This window comes from Aeromonas bivalvium, assembly GCF_046078285.1.
GTDB classification, from domain to species: domain Bacteria; phylum Pseudomonadota; class Gammaproteobacteria; order Enterobacterales; family Aeromonadaceae; genus Aeromonas; species Aeromonas bivalvium.
This window is the reverse complement of sequence record NZ_JBGXBV010000001.1, coordinates 939,700-958,918: the sequence shown is the minus strand read 5'-3', so window position 1 is coordinate 958,918 and position 19,219 is coordinate 939,700. Positions and strand designations below refer to the sequence as shown.

15 protein-coding genes are annotated in these 19,219 nt (G+C 50.1%); 1 reads left to right on the top strand and 14 read right to left on the bottom strand.

Annotated features, from left to right (window positions below; genetic code table 11):
* Positions 1–6: 6 nt before the first annotated feature.
* Positions 7–1,377, top strand: a complete 1,371-nt coding sequence (locus ACEUCR_RS04385; protein WP_408788270.1) for an SEC-C metal-binding domain-containing protein — start codon at positions 7–9, stop codon at positions 1,375–1,377.
* Between the two features lie 35 nt (positions 1,378–1,412).
* Here ACEUCR_RS04385 and ACEUCR_RS04380 read toward each other — a convergent pair whose 3' ends face one another.
* From ACEUCR_RS04380 to ACEUCR_RS04315, 14 genes are all read right to left on the bottom strand, one after another.
* On the bottom strand, positions 1,413–3,272 hold the full coding sequence (locus tag ACEUCR_RS04380) for a DEAD/DEAH box helicase family protein (protein WP_408788268.1): 1,860 nt from the start codon (positions 3,270–3,272) through the stop codon (positions 1,413–1,415).
* An 8-nt stretch (positions 3,273–3,280) separates the two neighbouring features.
* A complete protein-coding gene (locus ACEUCR_RS04375; protein ID WP_408788265.1) occupies positions 3,281–5,287 on the bottom strand; it encodes a DEAD/DEAH box helicase family protein in 2,007 nt (668 codons plus the stop codon).
* Positions 5,288–5,441: 154 nt separating this feature from the next.
* Positions 5,442–5,939 carry a RadC family protein gene (gene radC / locus ACEUCR_RS04370; protein ID WP_408788262.1) on the bottom strand — a complete coding sequence of 166 codons (498 nt, stop codon included), beginning with the start codon at positions 5,937–5,939 and terminating at the stop codon, positions 5,442–5,444.
* Positions 5,940–6,300: 361 nt separating this feature from the next.
* Positions 6,301–6,711, bottom strand: coding sequence for a hypothetical protein (locus ACEUCR_RS04365; protein WP_408788259.1), 411 nt, complete (start codon positions 6,709–6,711; stop codon positions 6,301–6,303).
* Positions 6,712–6,720: 9 nt separating this feature from the next.
* Positions 6,721–7,146, bottom strand: a complete 426-nt coding sequence (locus ACEUCR_RS04360; RefSeq protein ID WP_408788256.1) for a DUF2787 domain-containing protein — start codon at positions 7,144–7,146, stop codon at positions 6,721–6,723.
* Between the two features lie 19 nt (positions 7,147–7,165).
* On the bottom strand, positions 7,166–7,513 hold the full coding sequence (locus tag ACEUCR_RS04355; RefSeq protein ID WP_408788253.1) for a YkvA family protein: 348 nt from the start codon (positions 7,511–7,513) through the stop codon (positions 7,166–7,168).
* Positions 7,514–7,770: 257 nt separating this feature from the next.
* Positions 7,771–8,624, bottom strand: a protein-coding gene (locus ACEUCR_RS04350) for an IS5 family transposase (protein ID WP_408788250.1) whose coding sequence is annotated in 2 segments (ribosomal slippage) — positions 7,771–8,282 and positions 8,282–8,624 — 855 coding nt in all. Because the reading frame shifts where the segments join, the coding sequence is not laid out codon by codon here.
* A gap of 50 nt (positions 8,625–8,674) precedes the next feature.
* Positions 8,675–9,325, bottom strand: a complete 651-nt coding sequence (locus tag ACEUCR_RS04345; RefSeq protein ID WP_408788247.1) for a phage integrase central domain-containing protein — start codon at positions 9,323–9,325, stop codon at positions 8,675–8,677.
* A 1,060-nt stretch (positions 9,326–10,385) separates the two neighbouring features.
* Entirely contained in the window at positions 10,386–10,988 is a 603-nt protein-coding gene (locus tag ACEUCR_RS04340; RefSeq protein WP_201354450.1) for a hypothetical protein, read from the bottom strand.
* A 47-nt stretch (positions 10,989–11,035) separates the two neighbouring features.
* Complete coding sequence (locus ACEUCR_RS04335; RefSeq protein ID WP_201354449.1) at positions 11,036–11,827, bottom strand: hypothetical protein; 792 nt, start codon at positions 11,825–11,827, stop codon at positions 11,036–11,038.
* 258 nt (positions 11,828–12,085) lie between these two features.
* Positions 12,086–13,798: a restriction endonuclease subunit S gene (locus tag ACEUCR_RS04330; protein ID WP_408788242.1), complete on the bottom strand. Its 1,713-nt coding sequence runs from the start codon at positions 13,796–13,798 to the stop codon at positions 12,086–12,088.
* Positions 13,798–15,288: an N-6 DNA methylase gene (locus tag ACEUCR_RS04325; RefSeq protein ID WP_201354447.1), complete on the bottom strand. Its 1,491-nt coding sequence runs from the start codon at positions 15,286–15,288 to the stop codon at positions 13,798–13,800. Before ACEUCR_RS04325 ends, ACEUCR_RS04330 begins: the two co-directional genes overlap by 1 nt.
* A 99-nt stretch (positions 15,289–15,387) precedes the next feature.
* The gene (hsdR, locus tag ACEUCR_RS04320; protein ID WP_201354446.1) at positions 15,388–17,847 is read right to left on the bottom strand and encodes an EcoAI/FtnUII family type I restriction enzme subunit R; all 2,460 of its coding nucleotides are present in this window, start codon (positions 17,845–17,847) and stop codon (positions 15,388–15,390) included.
* Positions 17,848–17,985: 138 nt separating this feature from the next.
* Positions 17,986–18,876, bottom strand: coding sequence for an RNA polymerase sigma factor (locus ACEUCR_RS04315; protein ID WP_408788237.1), 891 nt, complete (start codon positions 18,874–18,876; stop codon positions 17,986–17,988).
* Positions 18,877–19,219 lie beyond the last annotated feature (343 nt).

Genomic DNA, 19,219 nt, shown 5'->3' with positions numbered 1-19,219 from the left:
GATTTTATGAACAAAGAGTGCAATACGGTTTTTGATACGGACTTTGTCTCTGTCTTTGGTACTAAGATTGCAAACCTTTATAAGGAGGCTATTGAGTATCAACGGGTACTGCCAGACGTGTCTCTGACGCGTTTCAGGCAAATTTTGGAGCTGTGGTGCGCAGAACTAGCGAAGAAGAACAATCTCAATGGAACAGACGATTTAACACTACGTGACTTTATCGACTTTCTGTACAGTGAGCGCATCTTTACTCGAGAAATAAAGGATAAGCTACATAAGGTAAGGCAATTAGCAAATAATGCAGTGCATGCTAATAAAGAGTTGCCGCATGATAGGCAACGTAATGAACTAATATCGGCATTCGTTCAGGCAAGATCATTTTTTAGTTCATTGTTAACGGACTTATCTGCATTACTCTCATCTTCTCCAACTAACGTGGTAATTATTGAGGGTGAATTAAGAGCTGTTGAGGAAAAAGAAGTAATATATAAGGCATTTTTTTCTGACAATGCAAAAGATAAGTTTTTAGGTGGGAAGGCAATAAGTGCTCTTCATGATGTATACTTTCAAAAGCTACCCACTACGTTTGTAACTGAACGTCAAAACATTCATCTTTCGAGTCATGATGAAATTGCCTTGCAATTGTATTTGGCTGCGATTGAACTGGATGCCGAATTAGATAAAGTGTCAGTCAATTTGTGGTGTAACCAAAAAGAAAGAGAAGAGCTGGTTCATGCTAGAGCAAGGTCTGAATACAACTATGAATTTGCGTTGTTAGTTGCCGACAGGCCGGATGATGACCCCTATAAGCAGAGAGCATTCAGCGCACTAAGGTCTGCTGCAAGGAGAAATCATCAACCTTCTCAAGCGTTACTCGGGGCTCTTTTATACAATTCTGGGGCTTATGTTGAATCCTTCGATTTACTAAAGCCAGCAAGTCTAGATGGTGACTTGTTGGCATTGAGACAACTATATTTTTATTATAGTGAAGGCAAGGCCTGCCCTAAAGATATGATATTGGCAACTGAGTATGCTGAGAAGGCAATTGAACTCGGATGTACTCAGACGATGTATGCCTATGGTAGGAATTTAATCGAAGGGAATAATGTAAAGCCAGATAAGATAAAAGGCAATGAATTGATAAAAAAAGCAACAAAGATGGGGGATAAACAAGCGACTACATATAGCAAAATGTTTATAGAAAACGATCTTCCTAAAATATTGGCTGATGAATTTAGTAACATTCTAGATATATTAAGCAAAGGATCTTTGACTGGTAGTAAGTTCGCTGGTTTTGTGGGGGGGCGAAAGATTGGTGTAAATGATTCATGTCCATGTGGTTCAGGTAAAAAATATAAAAGATGCTGCAAAACATGATATTTAAGAGGGCAGAGATAGCTCTCTGCCTAATTTTATCTAAAGATTGATTGGTTGGTTATTCGTGACTCAGTGATATTACTATTTTTGTTTCCATCGCTTGCATCTTGAATTTCTCCCCGCTTAAACAAAACGATGATGGTATCATCATAGTCAATCTCTAGGGACGCAGATAATTCAATAAGGTCATCTTCATCCATGGTGCGCTTATAGGCACTCTGTTGCCGTGATAAGTTATATACACTGAAAATTGTCGCCATCAATCGCTTACTATCTGTACTCTCACCGCCACCAGGATTGACGACCTGGTTAAATACTAATGGCTCATCCTGATCAATAGTTCTAATAAATGATAAAGTTCGTGCTTTGGCACAACTATCGGTAAAGTCATTGTAGGTGGCTCCATTGACCCACTGTGCCTTGATCCAGTTTTGATGTTCCCCTCGTAAAGCCCGGCCACTTTTTATAAACGGTCCGCCGTCTTTAAGATACTCATCTCGAATAAGTCTGATAGCTTCTAATTCATCGTTATCGAGTTTGTAGTCGCTAAAGTCTGGCTCAATTTCATGCAGTTTTGCTGGGACTATGCGATAACGATCAGTTAAATAGATAAATTGGTCTGGCTGGATAGTGGTTTTTACGGAGTGCTCGACACTACTGCCAATGGTGAGACCACGGTCAAAACCTGCGACATCATAGCGTTGGCAGATATGTTCAAACTGAGCGTGTAAGGCTGAAAAGTCACAGTGCTCAGATTGAGACTCAAGATGATCAAGTAATTCACTATATGCACCTATCGCATCAAGGTTAGTATAATGAATTGCTTTGATGTTATTATGGTAGCCACATGCTCGACCAATATTTGCTTGGACGATTGCCGCTATATTTGAAATGGTGCTGTCCCAGCTGTTAATCAGCTCCTCTTTCATTTTTGAACCGAAGTTTATTCCTGCTCGAAAGCCAGCAACAGTAATAGCAATGAGTTTATCATCAAAGAGGCTGGCGCCATCATAAGCGTATTTGAAGTCATGAATCGAGCTAATTTCATGTTCTTCGACGCCAGCTAGTTTTTGGCCAATAATAAAAATTTGATCTTCTGCAATGCCTTGCTCAAGCAGTATGGCCTTTACTGAAGCAGCTGCGCCACTTTGTACCCTAACGAGGCTCCAACCTGGGCCTTGATGTTCAAGAAATTGTCTGATAAATCGTCTTCGCAATAGCGAGTCTTGGCAAAAATCTCTCTGTGTCGGATCGAGCTTCACGATCTGATGATGCTTGTGCATGCTCCGAATACCGTGGTAGTCGGAGCTTGTTTTGTGAAATACCAGTTGAGTGTGGTACTGATGTTTTAGAATTGAGTCAGCGCCAGCGGCATAGAGAGCGCTAAAAGGAGTTGCAGAGATAAATGCAATCTTACAAGCACTATTTTCACTATCAAGGTAATTGAATACATCACTGTAGCGAACGCCATCTTGATGAGTGCCGTAATGGCACTCATCAATGATGATCAATTGTGGCTGTTGATGCTTAAACTCGGATGCCAGGGTAAGCCGGAAATTCGTGAAATTACTCACGACCATGTTGGGGCATGCAGCGAAGTCAGATTTGGCCTGCTCTAACAGCGCAAGGTCAGCCATCGTGACCAAGTACAAGGTATCCTTTAACTTGCGACGATCACATAAATCACTGTCAGATAATGAATTCCGCTGCAGACAACTAAGTGCTAAGGCAATACCAGACTTTCCTGATTGCATCTCTGCCGCGATAACGACAGCTCTTGATCCATTATCGAAATGACGAAAAGCACGCTGCGCCGCATTTATCTGATGTGAGAAGGTATTACCAGATAGTACTGATGCAACTTTTTCTCTATGCCGTGTTACCTGATTGTTCATGTGATTGTTTAACTCACTGAAACGTTGCGCTGTTGCTCAGAAAATTGCGATTCATCATGGATGATTGTTTCATTTTCTGGCAGTTCATTAGCGGCAGCCTTCATACGGCTTGCCTCGGCATTATATTCCCCACGCTTATAGAGTACGAACATGGTGTCATCGTGCTCTATACCAAAATGATCACACATTTCGTGAACATCATCTTCAGTCATGACCCATTTGCTGACATTGTTGCGTCGAGACATGTTATAAATACTAAATATGGTTGCTGTGACGAGCTTTTGCTCTGTGTATTCACCAGAACCGGGCATGACAATAGTATTGAACTCTAGTGGTGATTTATCATCTAGTTGTTTCGTGAACTTTAGAGTCCTTGCTTTCATCGTACCCTCTTTTAGGGCTTTTTCTTTATTATCATAAGTATCGCCATTGACCCATTGTGCTTTCACCCAGTTCTTCTTGGCGCCACGCATGGCACGAGACGACTTTACCGAAGGACCAGAATCTCTGAGTAGCTCTTCACGTAGCAATGCTATGGCCTGCAGGATTAATTTATCCTCTGTGTGTTGTGTGAAGTCGTAATCAGGCTCAATCAGCTTGGCTGGCACGGCAACGTAGCTATCGGTCATGTATGTTTCAACATCACCTATGGGTCGACGCCGCTTGTTTTTGACGGTTAATCCGACATCCAAACCATTGACATTAAATTCTTGGCATACATCTTCAAAAAATTCTTTGAGACCATAAAAATCAGAAGCGGCGTGTTCACTGGTATGTTTATCAAGGTAATCCAGGATTGCCCCATAGGCTTGTGCCGCATTAAGACTTGTGAAGTGATGTGCTTCTCGATTGTCATGGTACCCACAGGCTCTGCCAATGTTAGCTTGTACCACTGCTGCGACACTGGTTACTGTACTGTCCCAGGTGGCAATTAGCCGCTGTTTCATATCTTGACCAAAATTAATCCCTGCGCGACAGCCTGCTACAGTAATAGCAATAAGCTTTTCATCAAAGTCGATGCACTCATCGAACTCTTTTTTAAATCGCTCGATGGTAGTTAATTGGTCTTCTGGGACACCACTGAGATCTTTCCCAAGAATGTGAACATTCTGATCTGAAAATCCTGCTTGAATAAAACCATTTTTTGCCTCCATTGCGGCACCTGGTGGCACCCTAACCAAAACCCATCCAGCACCTTCATGTTGTTCAAGTAAGCTCAGTAGTTTTTCTTTAGCAGGCGAATCATTGAGAATATTCCTCGAGTCAGAATCCAATCCTGTGACTTTATTGTAGCGCAGCATTTCCCGAACACCGTAGTATTCGTTACTGGTGCGATGGAATACCAATTTGGTATTAAAATCACGCCGTAAAATTGAGTTGCGAGCTGCCTCTTCGGCTGCTGCTGCAGCTTCGATAGCCTCTTTTTCTCTGTGATTATGCTTTGCTATTTCTTCTTCGTGCTTGGCAACATCATATTCAGTCTCTGCCGCATAGAGAGCCCCAAATGGCGTCGCAGAGATAAACACTACTTTGCAATCTTTATTTTCTGTTTCGAGGTAATCAAAAACCTTGCAGTACCGAATAGCTGCCGCATTTGAGCCATAGTGACACTCGTCGATCAGGATCAGTTTGGGCGGATTGCCTTTAAAGCTTCGTTCTAAATCTTGGTCGAATCGAATAAAGTTACTCACAACAACATTTTTGGCATCAGTCAGATCTATTTCTGCCTGCTCTAACAAGGCAACGTCAGGCATGGTTACCAAATATAGAGTGTCTTTGAGCTTAGTTCGGTCGCAGATATCTGCATCAGTCAGTGACAGACGCTGCAAACAACAAAGAGCGAGTGCCACACCAGACTTACCAGCTTGCATCTCTGCCGCAGTGATAACTGCTCGGACATTACCACTCAGTGCATCGAATGTTTTTTGTGCTGCGATACGTTGATGATCGTGTAATTTTTTTCCTGTGAGGATGGCATTAACTTTTTGTCGCAAAGAGTCGGCTTTGGCTGTCATGAATAGGGGATCTGTGTGGTCAATAGATAGGTCTGTTAGTTTCACACAGCTGTCTGCGGGTTCCAACTGTGAGCGTGTAAAACTCGTGTGTTCAATCAAAAAAACAAGCTTGAAGGGTACCACGGCAAGTATCCTTGCCGTGGTCTGATGGTGCTCAACAGCACCCACGCTCTGCGAGCGACACACATGTATGTGCGGTGATGATCACATGATCTAACAGGCGTATCTCCACTAGCTGTAATACGCCTTTTAACTGCTCGGTGATCTGCAGGTCGGCTGAGCTGGGCTCCGCGTAGCCGGAAGGATGGTTGTGAGCCAGTAGTACTGCAGCTGAATTATGTTTGAGTGCGCTTTTAAGAACTTCTCTGGGATGTACAGTCGCAGCACCTAACGTGCCCAAAAATAGCTCTTCGTAAGCCAGCAGTCGATGCTGGTTATCGAGAAAAAGAGCGACAAACACTTCTCGTTCCCTGGTCTGCAATATTGCTTGTAGTGCCTTTTGAGCCAAGTATTTGTCAGTAATAGCTTCTCCTTTGGCTAGCTTCTGACGAGCAATCTGGTTGGCGATAGCCAACAGGTCCTCTTCGTTAATCAGCTCGGTGACGAGATAGGTGCCGGGGATCTCCCCGGCGATCAGTTTGTGATGCAACATGATTAGGCTCCATACGCCATCGCCCCACCGCGTTGGACGCGGCAGGGTAGGCGAGGTAGTTGGTTAATAGGTTACTGTATGGGGTGTGACCGCAGGCTTGGTTGGCGGTGTTCAGGCCGCCAAGGTGTGCGGGGGGTAGTCGTGCAGTGGAATGTGGTAACTGGTTGCTAGCAGGGTGCCTAGCTGGGTGGGTCAGTGGTGATCCGAGTTGTCGCATAGCCATTGCGGCAGCGCATCGCACCGTTCATTTTCAGAGCGCAGGCAGAGGGCATAACCGTCCACTGGTTAGCCTTGGTCATGCACTGCTTCAACCAGGCCATTACGTTCAAGGTAAGCCTCTAGCTCGATGGCGAGCACAGCATTAATCATCTTCAATCTCCTTGTCGGGGATGTGGTCACTCTCCACGGCATAGCCGCGATTAATGCAGGTACGCTGCAGGTCAGCCAGAAAGCTTGCCAGCACGCGGGGTTGCTCGGTGAGTGGCACGGGGCCTGCTTGACTGCGCCAGAAACAGCGACGTTTGGGGTCCACACAGATCTCATCCACCGTTTGGCTCATGGTGCGCCAGTCATCGGCATTGGTGATGGAGAGCAGTTGCCACTGCACACCAAACCAGCGCACTTGTAAGGTGACTGTGCGGGCTGGTGGGCTATCCGGTGTCAGGTGCAGCAGCCAACGCTGACCACTGCGAGTGGGGGTTAGCTTGGCGCTGGTGGCGATTCGTCCCAGCCACTGGCGTGAGTAGTGGGAGAGAGCTAATTCATGGGGCATCGTGTCCTCCTAATCTCCTGCGACCGTGACGCTGAAGCATTCCAAGCGGCAGTAGGCAATGAAGTTGCTCTGCCAGATGTCGAACAACTCCCGCGCCTCAGCCAGCCTTAGCGGTCCCCAGCCCAACATGGTGTGTTCGCCATCGAGGAAGTTGAAATCGAGCTCCTTGCAGAGCTCGGCATCCAGCCCCAGCCCTTGATAACTGAAGTCGGTGACGTAATCGAACATCCAGCCATCGAGCCCACGGATCAGCCGGATCTCGACTGGGTGCACGCCGCCTTGCTCGGCACTGTAGCCGGGGTTGCGAAAGTTGAAGGTCAGTTGGGTTAAGCGCTCGATATTGAGCTCGGTTTTAGCGATTTCCTGGTTGAGCAGAACTAACAATGCTTGGGCTACGGGCAGGGCAAAGCCGTCCCGGAAAAAGGGAATGGTCATGGTGTTCTCCTTGTGGGGGTTAATCTTGGCCAAACAGCTCGCGCATTTTTCTGGCCACACGGGCACGGATCTGTTCATCAATAAAGGCGGCAATGCTGGCGAGAGCTGCACTCAGTGCCGCGATGTCATCGGTGAGTCCCATCGGCAACACATCCGGGATCGCATCAATCGGTGAGATAAAGTAAGCCAGCGCACTGTAGATCAGCAGTTTGGCCCAAAGCGGCAGATCATCCTTCTGGCTGGTGTAGTAGAGCAGCAAGCAGGTCTCGATAAAGGGCCGACCGGCACGTTTGGCAAAGACCCAGAGTTTGTGCCAAAAGCCTTGGTGATCGAACGGCTCGCATTCGGGGGGAATACAGGGGGGCATAGTGTATCTCCTTCAAGAGTGGGTGAATGGCAGAAATGAAAAGAGGAGGCAAATGCCTCCTCGATGGGTCGGTGATGGTTGGGGGATAGGGTCTCGCCCATCGTCAACACGATGGTTCCGGTATGGCCCTTCGATGGTTATTTTTTGTAAAGCACGCTGATTGATTTATCGACAATATGCTTCACGATTTCATAATCAGGCTTATATGTCACAAGATTGTGTGCGACGATGCCGACCGCATAAGCTAGGCTGTGTTCTCAAAATGCTGGTTTTCTGTCCACCAATAGTTCCCGTAAGTAACGAAGGCAGAAAGCCAGCTTGATAAAGGCTGCAAAACTTCCCGCCAGTTTTTCATACCTCGTTGAGAATCGGCGAAACTTCTTCAGCCATCCGAAGCACCGTTCGACCACATTTCTCCTACGATAACGAGCTTTGTCTAACACCAGTGGACGTCCCTTATGGTGCCGTTGCTGGTCGCTGCGTTGCGGGATAACCGCTTTTATCTTTCTACGTCGGAGTTCTGCCCGCAGAGCCCTGCTGCTATAAGCCTTATCTGCGGCCAGATGCGTTGGCCGCGTGCGATAACGGCCTGATGAAGTCGGGATCCTTGCCATGGTCAACGCACTTGTCGCATATCTGATTTCCGCTGATTGCCCCGGCGAAAGGCAGAACCCCAGCGGTAAACCATTACCATCAGTGACCAAATGAATTTTGCTGCCAAAACCACCACGAGAGCGACCAAGAGCTTGATTCACCGGAGTGTTTTTTTACGCGCTCCGGCAGCATCTTTGGATGCCCTGACATTGGAGCCGTCAATGCAGCACAGGTCGAAGTCGATAAGCCCTTCTTCATTGAGATGCAGTTGCAGCGCCGCAAGGATGGCATCGATGCGGCCTGTGCTTTGCCAACGTCGAAAGGAGTTGTAGACCGAGTTCCATGGGCCGAAACGTTCTGGCAGATCTCGCCAAGGTGCACCGGTGTGAAGTATCCAGAGAATGCCATCAAGCATTTGGCGTGGCTCACGAGTAGGGCGTCCGCTTATGCGGTGATGTGGAAACAAGGGCTCGATAAGCCCCCATTGTGCATCGGTTAACTGATAGCGACGGGACACTACATAGGTCTTAAGCTGTTGAGAAGGGGTGAGATTATATCTTCATCACTTTAAGAACACAGCCTAGGCATGTGCTGTTTGGCTGGCCGTTGAAACACCTTGCTGATCCCCGAGCAAGGGTTGGCATCGATCAGGCCGGAGTTAACGGCAAAGGTCATGATCTCGTTCACCCGCTGGGTGAGGCGACGCACGGTTTCAAGTTTTCCAGCAGCAGCGATTGGCTCGATGATCTTGATAGCTCTCTGCGCCTTTATCTCCATCACGGGCACAGTGCCGATCTCGGGGAACAGATACATTTCGAGCGAACGCCAGAGATCTTCGGCATAGGCTGGGGTGACGGAAGAGCGTTTGACATCAAACCAGCGCTTGGCGACAGCCTCAAAAGTATGCTCGCTCAGCGATAACGCGGCGGATGCCTGCTCGTCACGATGGTGTTGGGGATCGATGTTTTGTTGCAGCAACGTTTTAGCTTCGGAGCGCTTCTCTCTCGCGTCAGCCAACGACATCTCCGGCCATGAGCCAAAGCTGATCATGTTTCGCTGTTTAGTTAGGGGACGGTAGTAACGGAGGCGCCACAACTTGGAGCCATTGGGCTTGATGACGAGCTCAAGACCAGCCCCGTCACAGAGGGTGTATTCCTTCTCTTTGGGCTTGGCTGCTTTGATCTCGGTTGGGGACAAGGGGCGGGTGATACGAGGCATAGGCATACGCTCCGGAAGGCATACAAAATGATATGCCTAACGATATGCCTAAAAGGGCTGGATGGCAACGCACCCCATTGGACAGCACAAGGCAACAAAAAACCCGCAAAGCCTTATGCTATGCGGGTTTTTTGGACTTCGTTGGTCACTGTTGGACCGGTATGTGGTGGGCTGGGGGAGTCTGAATCAATAAATCATGTTGTTGATTTTAAATGATTTAATTGTATGTACCTGGGCGGCGGTGTTGCTATTGGTGTTACTGGTGAATAAGCCACCCCACATTTTTGCCATTGAGGCGTACCGGTCTACCCCGCGAAAAAGCCGGCCAGGTCTCCGGCTACTTCGAGCGCTCGCGACGCACTTTTCGGGATGCGGGTTCAAATCCCTATGACCCGGATCCCACGATTCATACTCACCGTGTTGTTCTTCGCGCCGATGTAATTCGTTTTGCGCATTTCTGCGCAATTGCGCACTCTCCAAGCTTCCACCTACTCCTCCAGCCCTTACCAAACCTGGCTCCTCCAATATTTCATCACCATTGTTTTTCGATTTTGCACAGCGGCTTGTGCGCAGAGAAGTGCGCAATTTGCGCAGTTTGTAGTGCGCAGTTCAGAGGGGATTGCGCAGGTACTGATAGGGGCAAGTGGCCGGCCCAGGCGGGATGGTTCATCCGGTAGCAGTGGGGCATTGCTTCAACTGCCGTGGCAGGAGCGCTCCATCACCCCCTTGGCTTTCTACAGGCTTAGCCGAGGAGTGTGTGGCCAGTGGCGGTGCCGGGTGTAACGGAGCCCCGTCGAGTTAGGTGCGGAGTTACCGCTATCGGAGCGGTGGAGCATGGCCGTATTAGGGAAACCACGACACAGCCGATTCAGAGAGCCACCTGGTGAGCACAGCTAATGGCCAGGGAATTGCGCCGCAAGAACGGAGCCCACCAGGTGGCGGAAGGGAGCATAGCCGAATTTGGCTGAAGTATTCTTCCTCAATTGTGCTGGCCGATGAACTTCAGCCTTATCTGACCCTCTGGGCTCATTACATAAAGGGCTGCAGTCCTACAGGGGGGCTAGCCCAACCGACCCTTGAGCCACCCAGTAACCACTGCTGGGTCGGCCAACAGCTCAGCTAGTGACACATGGCGCACGCAATACTCAACCTCTTGGTGCTGGGCTGCGGTAGTCCACTGTTCTGTTGGCTCAGGCCAAGGAATATCGCTCCACAGCTCATCGAAATGAAGCTCACTATCCTGAGTACAACGGAACAGGTTCACCTCCACTACAGCCTTCCCCATTTTCAGCTCCAAGGGATCTGGCATGCCTTTGCTATTCCCTCTCTGAGATGAGCCCTTCTTGAAGGCGTCATCAATATAGAGCCGCAGTGCCAAAGTCATATCACCAGCACGGGCCTTATCACCATCCCAAGTACGGTAACCATGAGTGGAGGCAAACAGCGGGATGTAGTCCCATACCCAGGAACTGGAAGGCCTGGAGCTGCCTGAACAAGGGCGGCCATTCTCACTGGGTTTCCAATACCAGAATGTGGCATCAATAGACTCTTGGGCAATCTGATCAAACAGCGGCAAGATCCGCTGGTAGAAACCGGCCGCCAGGCGGTGGGCTTGCCCCAACTGTTCGACCAATCGTTCTGCCTGGGCTATTTCATGAGTCATCCGAAAATCCTTAATCGGTCAATCTGACCTGTGATAGTGAAAGCAACTTATTGAATACTGGCGGCCAGCAGGTGGTGATCCAAAGTCAAACCGTTGGCGAAGCTCATCAGGGGAGCCCAGTTATCCTGAGCTGGCATCTTGACGCTCAATGACAACTGCTGACAGGCGACGGCCAGGTCCAATGAGGGCGCACTGGCATAATCCAATAGGGGTTGCCAACTTGGAGCAGATGGCAACATGCCAAATAGGCTGAAAGCCTCCATCCAGTCCTGACAGATCGCTTCGTCTTGCCGGCAACTGGTAAACATAGAGTTGTTCTGCAGTAAGCGACGAAGATCGTTCCACTCCAGTTGAGTCATAGGGGTAAAGCGCTTGGGGTGTTCATCTATGGGCAAAGGGACTGGCAGGGTATTGCCGAGAGCAACGAAGTGAATCTGCTCGTATTCCAGATACTCAGTTTCGACACTTAACGCCGTCATCTGTGCCTGCCACTGGTCTTGGTACTGGCCACCGCCGAAAGGAGGCTTGACCTCAATCATCACCAGCTCATTCTCAAAACGCAGAATCACATCGGGCTCGACATAGCCACGCTCTTCCCACTCGGTGAGGCGAGACCAGAGTTCAATTTCAATGAAGGTAGGTGCTAGCCGCTTTGCCTGCTCAACTCCAATCAGGCAACCCAGCACGGCTTCGAAAGCATCATTTGATAAGTAGGGGAGTCGCCCAAAGAAGGTGGCTGTGAGCAGGTCTTCATTGCGCTTGAACAGCTCACGCCAGCGGAGAGACTGGCCACCTTGTTCAACTCTCCCGGCCTTGCCATGCAAAATGGCATGCAGCATCTCAACTCCTTGTCATATCGATATTTCAGGCAGGCTCTCTCCACGGAGAAAAGCCTTCGAGATCCTGCTTGAATACCCACACGACTACCAGCTGATCCGTCACAAAATGGGGCAAAATATTTGACTGGATTTGGAACTTCGCTCTATGGTTGCCCACAACATGACCCCGGCCGCTTGGTTGCTTGCAACTTACGCCGGGGTTGTTGTTTGATGACTGCCGCATTGGGCGACATGAGAGAGTAGGCGCAATGCCAGCGGTCAGGCCAGGGCGCCCTCCACCAGCGACTCTGTCAGGGCAAGCTGGGTCTGCTGGCTAGTTTGGAGGCAAGATTTAAGTTGGTCACAGAGGATCATCAGTTCATCAACTTTGGCTACGATACTGTTTTGTTCAAATAGCGGAGGTAACATAAATGGATGTATTGAAAATTCATCAAAAACTAAACTTTCCACGGTAGTTCCAACTTTCGTTAAGTTTTTCAAAATGTACTCTTCAAATCCCTTCATCATTAAATGAATATACGGTGTCAGCCTATCATCAATTGGCCGCAAGACCTTTAAATCTTGATTGACAGTACATGTAACTGTAGCAATTGCAACTGGAAATTTCCTTCTCAAAATCCCACTTCTTGCAACAAACAACAACGAACCTCTTTCTACCAAAGTCAATCCATCTGAAATTGCCAGTTCTGTTACGTAATCCTCTGAATTAATTATGTAGTCAACTTTCATATCCTTTGGTGTCACCCAAGGAATATCTCCACCCCAATATTCAGGTTTCATTTTACTAGGTGTTTTTCCACCAAAAAAAACACCTAGTTCACAGAGTCTGAACCAACCCCAGCCTTGGGGCAATTCAAATTGTTTTTCCTCTTGGCTAATAGCAGGCAATAGTTTCTCTTTCTTGATTTTTTTCTCTTTGGCCAGCCGTGATTTTTCGGCGGCAATACGCTCCAGCAGAGTAGACGCTGGCTCATTGCTGGGATCTTGCGGTACCAACTTACCCATCACCGCTAGTTGTAGGATGGTCTTTTTGAGGGCGTCTATGCTCGCCTCGGTGGTAAAGAGAGTATCGAAGTGAGTGCTTAACCGCGCCCAGTTTTGCGCCAGTTCCTCGGCATCTACGCTATCTGTAAGCGTAGCGAGCAATGCCTCCACCAAAGTCTGATGGGCCGCCAGCTGTGATTCGCTGTGCTGTTCCAACTGATCGCAGAGGGCCATTAACTCATCGACTTTGGCAACAATGCGGTGTTGTTCGGAGGCTGGCGGAATACCAAGTATGATTTCATTCATCTTGGCTTGATTCATTTTTGGCTGAGCAGTACCAGTAATATATGGTTCCAAAGAGATGGCATTAATATGCAAACAAACATACAACAATAGCTCTTCATTTAACCCATCTAAAACGTGGGCATGATTATTGACCCAGTACTTCCCTCGCGCCATGAATGCTATTGGAGTAGACCTATTAATAAGGTTAGCGCCATCCTCACCTATCAATAGCAATGGTTTATCAAATAGGTACTCATCAATATGGTCAATGACTCCTGAAGCACCATAGTAATCATATGGTCCTTTTCTTTTCTCTCTATCAGAAACAGCAAGTGGGATACGTTCGAAATCTCGGTTTATTAGAACATTTCCGAAGCGTTCGAAGACCCATCCATTAGGCATGTGAGAAGGCAGCTCAGTTTTCGTGATCGCTGAGTACTGTTTCTCCTTTTTAATTTTTCCTGCTTTTACCAACTGTGCTTTGTCGGCGGCAATGCGCGCCAGCAGCACCGAGGCCGGTTCATCATTGGGGTCTTGCGGCACCAGCTTGCCGCGCACGGCCAGCTCCAGAATCAGCTCACGCAGCTTTTTGATGCCGGTGAGTTCTAGCTTGCTGTTACTGCCACGGCCGGCACTGCTCTTGGGGCGTACGGCGGAGGTCCATAGGTCCAGGTGGTCGGTAATCAAGTTCTCGATCGCCATTACGCCTGCTCCCCCTGTTTGGCCGCGCCCTTGCCCAGCGCTTCGCTCAGGATGGCTTTTAGCTGGTCGCGCAGGGTCTGGATATCAGCCTGTTGGCTGGCATAGCTGGCCAACAACTCATCCGGATCGTGGCTGACCTGCTCACCGACATGGGGGTTTTTGATATCGAGGTTGAAGTTGCGCTCGATGATGGTGTCGATACTGACCTTCCAGGCCTGCTCGGTCTCTACTCGGGCAGCAAAGCCATTTGCCTCGTCACCCCACCAAGCGATCTCGGTCTCAAACTCCTCAAATTTCATCGGCTTGGTCTTGCTGTAGCTTTTGGCCCCGGCCGGGTAGGGATGCTCATAGAACCAGATATCTTTGGTTGGCTGGCCCTTGGTGAAGAATAGGATATTGGTCTTGATGCCGGTATAGGGGGCAAACACGCCGTTGGGTAGGCGCACTATGGTGTGCAGGTTGCACTCGCTGGTGAGCAGTTGCTTGATCTTGGTCTTGACCCCTTCGCCAAACAGGGTGCCATCGGGCAGCACCACGGCGGCGCGGCCGCCTTGTTTCAGTACCTCGATGATGAGTTGTAAGAAGAGGTCGGCAGTCTCACGGGTGCGCATGTCTGCAGGGAAGTTCTGCTCGATGCCATCCTCTTCTGTGCCACCGAATGGTGGGTTACTCAGGATGACATCGATGTCACTGTCCCAACTGGAGAGCGGTTGGTTGAGGGTATTACCATGTCGGACCTGAACCGGCACCTCAATTCCATGCAGCAGCATATTGGTGGTGCAAAGCAGGTGTGGCAGTTGCTTCTTCTCCACCCCCAGGATCTGTTGCTGCAGAGTTTGGTGGTCGCCGACCGACTGAACGTAACGCTCTTTTACATGGTCAAACGCACAAGCCAGGAAACCGCCGGTACCGCAAGCCGGGTCCATGATCCTCTCCCCCAGTTTGGGGTCGATACGGTTGACCATAAAGCGGGTCACTGCGCGTGGGGTGTAAAACTCACCGGAGTTACCAGCGCTCTGAAGGTCACGCAGGATCTGCTCGTAGATATCACCAAACAGGTGGCGCTCACTGCTGTCGGTAAAGTCGATTTCGTTGAGCTTGTTGATCACCTGGCGCAGCAGAGTGCCGTTCTTCATGTAGTTGAAAGCGTCAGAAAACGCCTCTTTCACCACAAAGCCACGGGGATTGAGTTTGATGCTGACAGGCAGGTTTTTCAGGCTATCAAACAGATCGTCGTTGATGAAGTCGAGCAGTTCATCACCAGTGATCCCTTCACCATCGGCTGCCCAGTTGCGCCATAAGAAGCGCTCGGGAATGGGGTGGCGATATTCACTGCCCTGTTCAAATTCCAACTCCTCTTCTTGGGCATCGAAGATTTTAAGAAACAGCAGCCAGGAGAGCTGGCCTAGGCGCTGGGCATCGCCGTCGATACCGGCGTCCTTGCGCATGATGTCCTGGATAGATTTGATGACAGAGCTGATGGATGACATGGTTTTCTCTTTCTTGCGAAGACGTCAGAAACATCGATAAAAACGAGTGGCCATAGTCTGTATGGCCACTCGGGTTACGGTTCTATTGCCGGGAGATCGTCAGGCGCGTTGCTGCTCGCGGTAGATCTCTTGTTCCAGCTCAGTGATGGCCTGCTCAAATTGCTGGGGACCACCAAAGCCTTTCTTGGCCAACTCCAGCGGGCGCCCCAGCTCGGTAAAGGGGGCGACTTTGAGCGCGTCCTTAGTTTCGATTTCGGTAACACCTTGGTCAGCATACTTGTCGAGCAGATTGGTCAGCACTTGCTGAGCGGTCTCGTTGTACTTGGTGAAGTAGTTACGCTTTTTGACGTTGTCGGCCCGCTCGCGGCGGGTCAGCGGCGGCTGATCGTATACCACATGGCAGATAAGGTCGAACGGGTCGAGCTCTTGACCCACTTCGGCACTCAGGACTTCCCACAACACCCCAGCCTGGGCCAGCTCATCCATGATGGCCTGCTTGCGCTCAGCAGCCTGCCAACGTCTAGTGAAGTCATCAAGGGTGGCGCACTCCTTGAGCAGGGTCTTACGGGTGTAATCCTTGAACGACTCGGTCACCAGCTTGCCATCGGCATCGTAATACTGCACCCGCTCGGCAATGATACTGACAGGAACCCCATTGACAAAAAACTTGCGGACTTCCGACTGAGGATCGCCTGTCGGGTCAAAGGGGCCACCCTGGCTACCACCCGCGCTACCTGTGGTATAGGTTCCTTCTCCTTCCCCAGTATTGCCAGCCGCTCCCGGCTCACTTCCATCACCTCCCTCATCTGCTGGTAAGGGGTCTGCACCATCGATGATGTCACTAAGGCCATCATCTGGGTCATTAATGGCTTCCGGCTTGGTAACGATGACTCGTACAGGATCACCATCAAAACGAGGATCGGCAAACAGCTCCGTGGCCTTCTTGAAGTCGAGGATGGTGAACCAGAGCTTGCCGTACTTATCGTCTATGCGGGTTCCACGGCCAATAATCTGCTTGAACTTAGTCATGGACTGAATGTTCTGATCCAGCACTACCAGCTTACACGTTTTGGCATCCACCCCTGTGCTCATCAGCTCGGAAGTCGTGGCGATGACAGGATATGCCCTCTTGGGGTTGATGAAGTTATCGAGCTGGGCCTTGCCAAGATCATCATCACCGGTGATTTTCATCACGTAGCGCTCGTCCTTGGCCATCTGCTCTGGATTGAGATTGACCAACGCCCGTCGCATCCTGTCGGCATGATCGATGTCGTTACAGAAGACAATGGTCTTTGCCATCGGATCGGTTTTCTTGAGGTAGTTCGTTATGGTCTCGGCCACCAGCTGAGTACGCTCATCGATCACCAGGGTACGGTCAAAGTCCTTCTGGTTGTAGATGCGATCTACTATCTCGTTACCCTGTTTATCCAACTGCCCCTTAGTGGGCCGCCACCCCTGCAGGTCCACGTCGATATCGACCCGCACCACCTTGTAAGGGGCAAGAAAACCATCCTCAATCCCTTCTTTCAGAGAATAGGTATAGACGGGGTCACCGAAGTAATCGGTGCTGGAGACGGTCTCGGTTTCTTTGGGCGTGGCTGTCAGGCCAATCTGTGTGGCCGATGAGAAGTACTCTAGGATCTCGCGCCAGGCACTATCCTCGGCAGCACTGCCGCGGTGACACTCGTCGATGATGATGAGATCGAAGAAATCCGGAGAGACTTGTTTGAAAGCTTTCTGCGCCTCTTCTGGTCCAGTCAGCGCTTGGTAGAGGGCAAGATGAATTTCAAAAGCTGGATCGACGGTGCGACCCGTCACCTTGGTCATCGCTGAGCCAAAGGGCTGAAAATCGTTCTGCTTAGTCTGATCCACCAGGATATTACGGTCTGCAAGGAAAAGGATGCGCTTCTTGGCTTTGGCCTTCCACAAGCGCCAGATAATTTGAAACGCGGTATAGGTCTTGCCGGTACCGGTAGCCATCACCAACAGCACTCTATCCTCGCCGGCAGAGATAGCCTCTATGGTTTTGTTTATAGCCTGCAGTTGATAGTAACGGGGGCTCTTGTCGCTACCATCCGAGTAATAATCCTGGCTGATCATGGGTAGTTGAGCTGATGTGTAACCTTTCCAGGAACAGAACTTGTCCCACAACTGATCGGGGGTGGGGAAATCAACTAGCGAGACCTCTGTCTCCAGCTGCTGACCATTAGTTTTGTCATGGAAAATGAAACCGTCACCGTTGCTGGCAAAGACAAAGGGCACATCCAGCATGCGGGCATAGTCGAGCCCCTGTTGCATGCCCTTACCGATCTCATGCTTGTTGGCTTTGGCCTCGATAACCGCCAATGGCAAGCCCATCTTGTGATAGAGCACGATATCGGCCGATTTCACCTTCTTGCGGGCCGCCATCTGGCCTCGTACCACCACTTTACCGTCCCGCAGTTTCACCTCCTGGCGGATCTGGGTCAGGTCATCCCAACCCGCGGCCTTGATAGCAGGCAACAGGTATTTGGAGATGATGTCGGCTTCGGTGAGGGTTGCCTTGTTGATCTCGGCCATGAGTGATTTCCGTATACGGGACAGAATTAGTCGAAATCATCTCATAGAATCAGCCAAATTTGGTTGATCTTGGACTCATTAAGGATACTAATTGAGACGCCTTGGGACGACATGGTCCCCAAGCATTACTGACCCCCACTAGCTGACGAGGTTTTCCAGGATCCGGTCCGCCTCTGGCATACCTTGGCGATCGCTGACCGTCAGGTAGCGGAGGGTGTCCTTGGCTTCATCCCGGGTCCGCGGCCGTAGCTCTGCCAGCTGACCGAAGATGAACCAGTCTCGGGCAGACGACTCCATGCGGTGCTCGTAATCGCCACTGGTATCACAGGCCTTTCGCAGGTAGTGAAGGTCATTCCAGTAGGCCAGCTCGTGAAGGCAGTCACTCAAAGTGTGCGGCATCAGTTCGGGCAGAGCTTTGAACCGATCGGCCACTTGTTCCGGCGGGTAGTCCCATTTCACCCGCTCAACTGTTCGCAGACTCTCCAGACAAAATATCTCCGCCGGCGTGTCATCCCACAGTTCATCCCCAAAGCGCCCGATCGCCTCGGCCTCCCGGGCTCGTCGTTTGATGATGCGCTCAACTAGGCTATCAAGATTGGCAAAGCCGATGCTGCCAAGGCCCGCCATGATATGCCCGGCACTGGCCACCAGCCACTTACCGTAGCGCGTTTCCAGTTCATCGAGTGAGGTGGATATCCGGCATGCCGCCTCCTTGGCTTGTTCAATGCGGCCCGGGTCACCAGTCTCAATCACCTGGCGCAGCCAGAGAAGGGCATCAATCTCCTTATCTCCGGTCACCACCTGCTGGGGTGGCAGCTCAGGAGCCGCCGGCAAGGTCTCCCTGCAGCTTTGTCGTGGAGGCAGGGTGAACATGGCCCGGAGCCTTGGGTTATCGGCAAACAGCCCCGACCGGCTGATGATGGACTTCACGGTACCCAATGGCAGACCGGTTATCTCGGCAACCTCACTCAGTGAATGACGGCGGCGCAGTTCGAGCACCTGCTCTCGTTGTTCGTTGGTCAATCTCAAGGCAACCCCCTGTTGCAGTAAAAGTGTGATCTCGATCGGCTGTCTGCACTCTATATATGAAAAAAACGGTGGCTACAGCGGCTACGCGGCTACAACTCCCCTCTAGACCGCGCCATTGCTGGGTTTGTCGTGTAGCCACTACCCAAAAAGGTGGTGGCTACAGGTGGCTACACACCCCTTACTCGGTGGCTACAGCCCCCTTTTGTAGCCACTGTAGCCAATGTGTAGCCACTAAAAATCAGCCTAGTGGCTACACCTCTATCCTTTGATACATAAGGCCTGCAGAGGTGTTTCGTTGTGGTGTAGCCACTGTAGCCACCATTTTTGTTTCTTCTTTCACGCG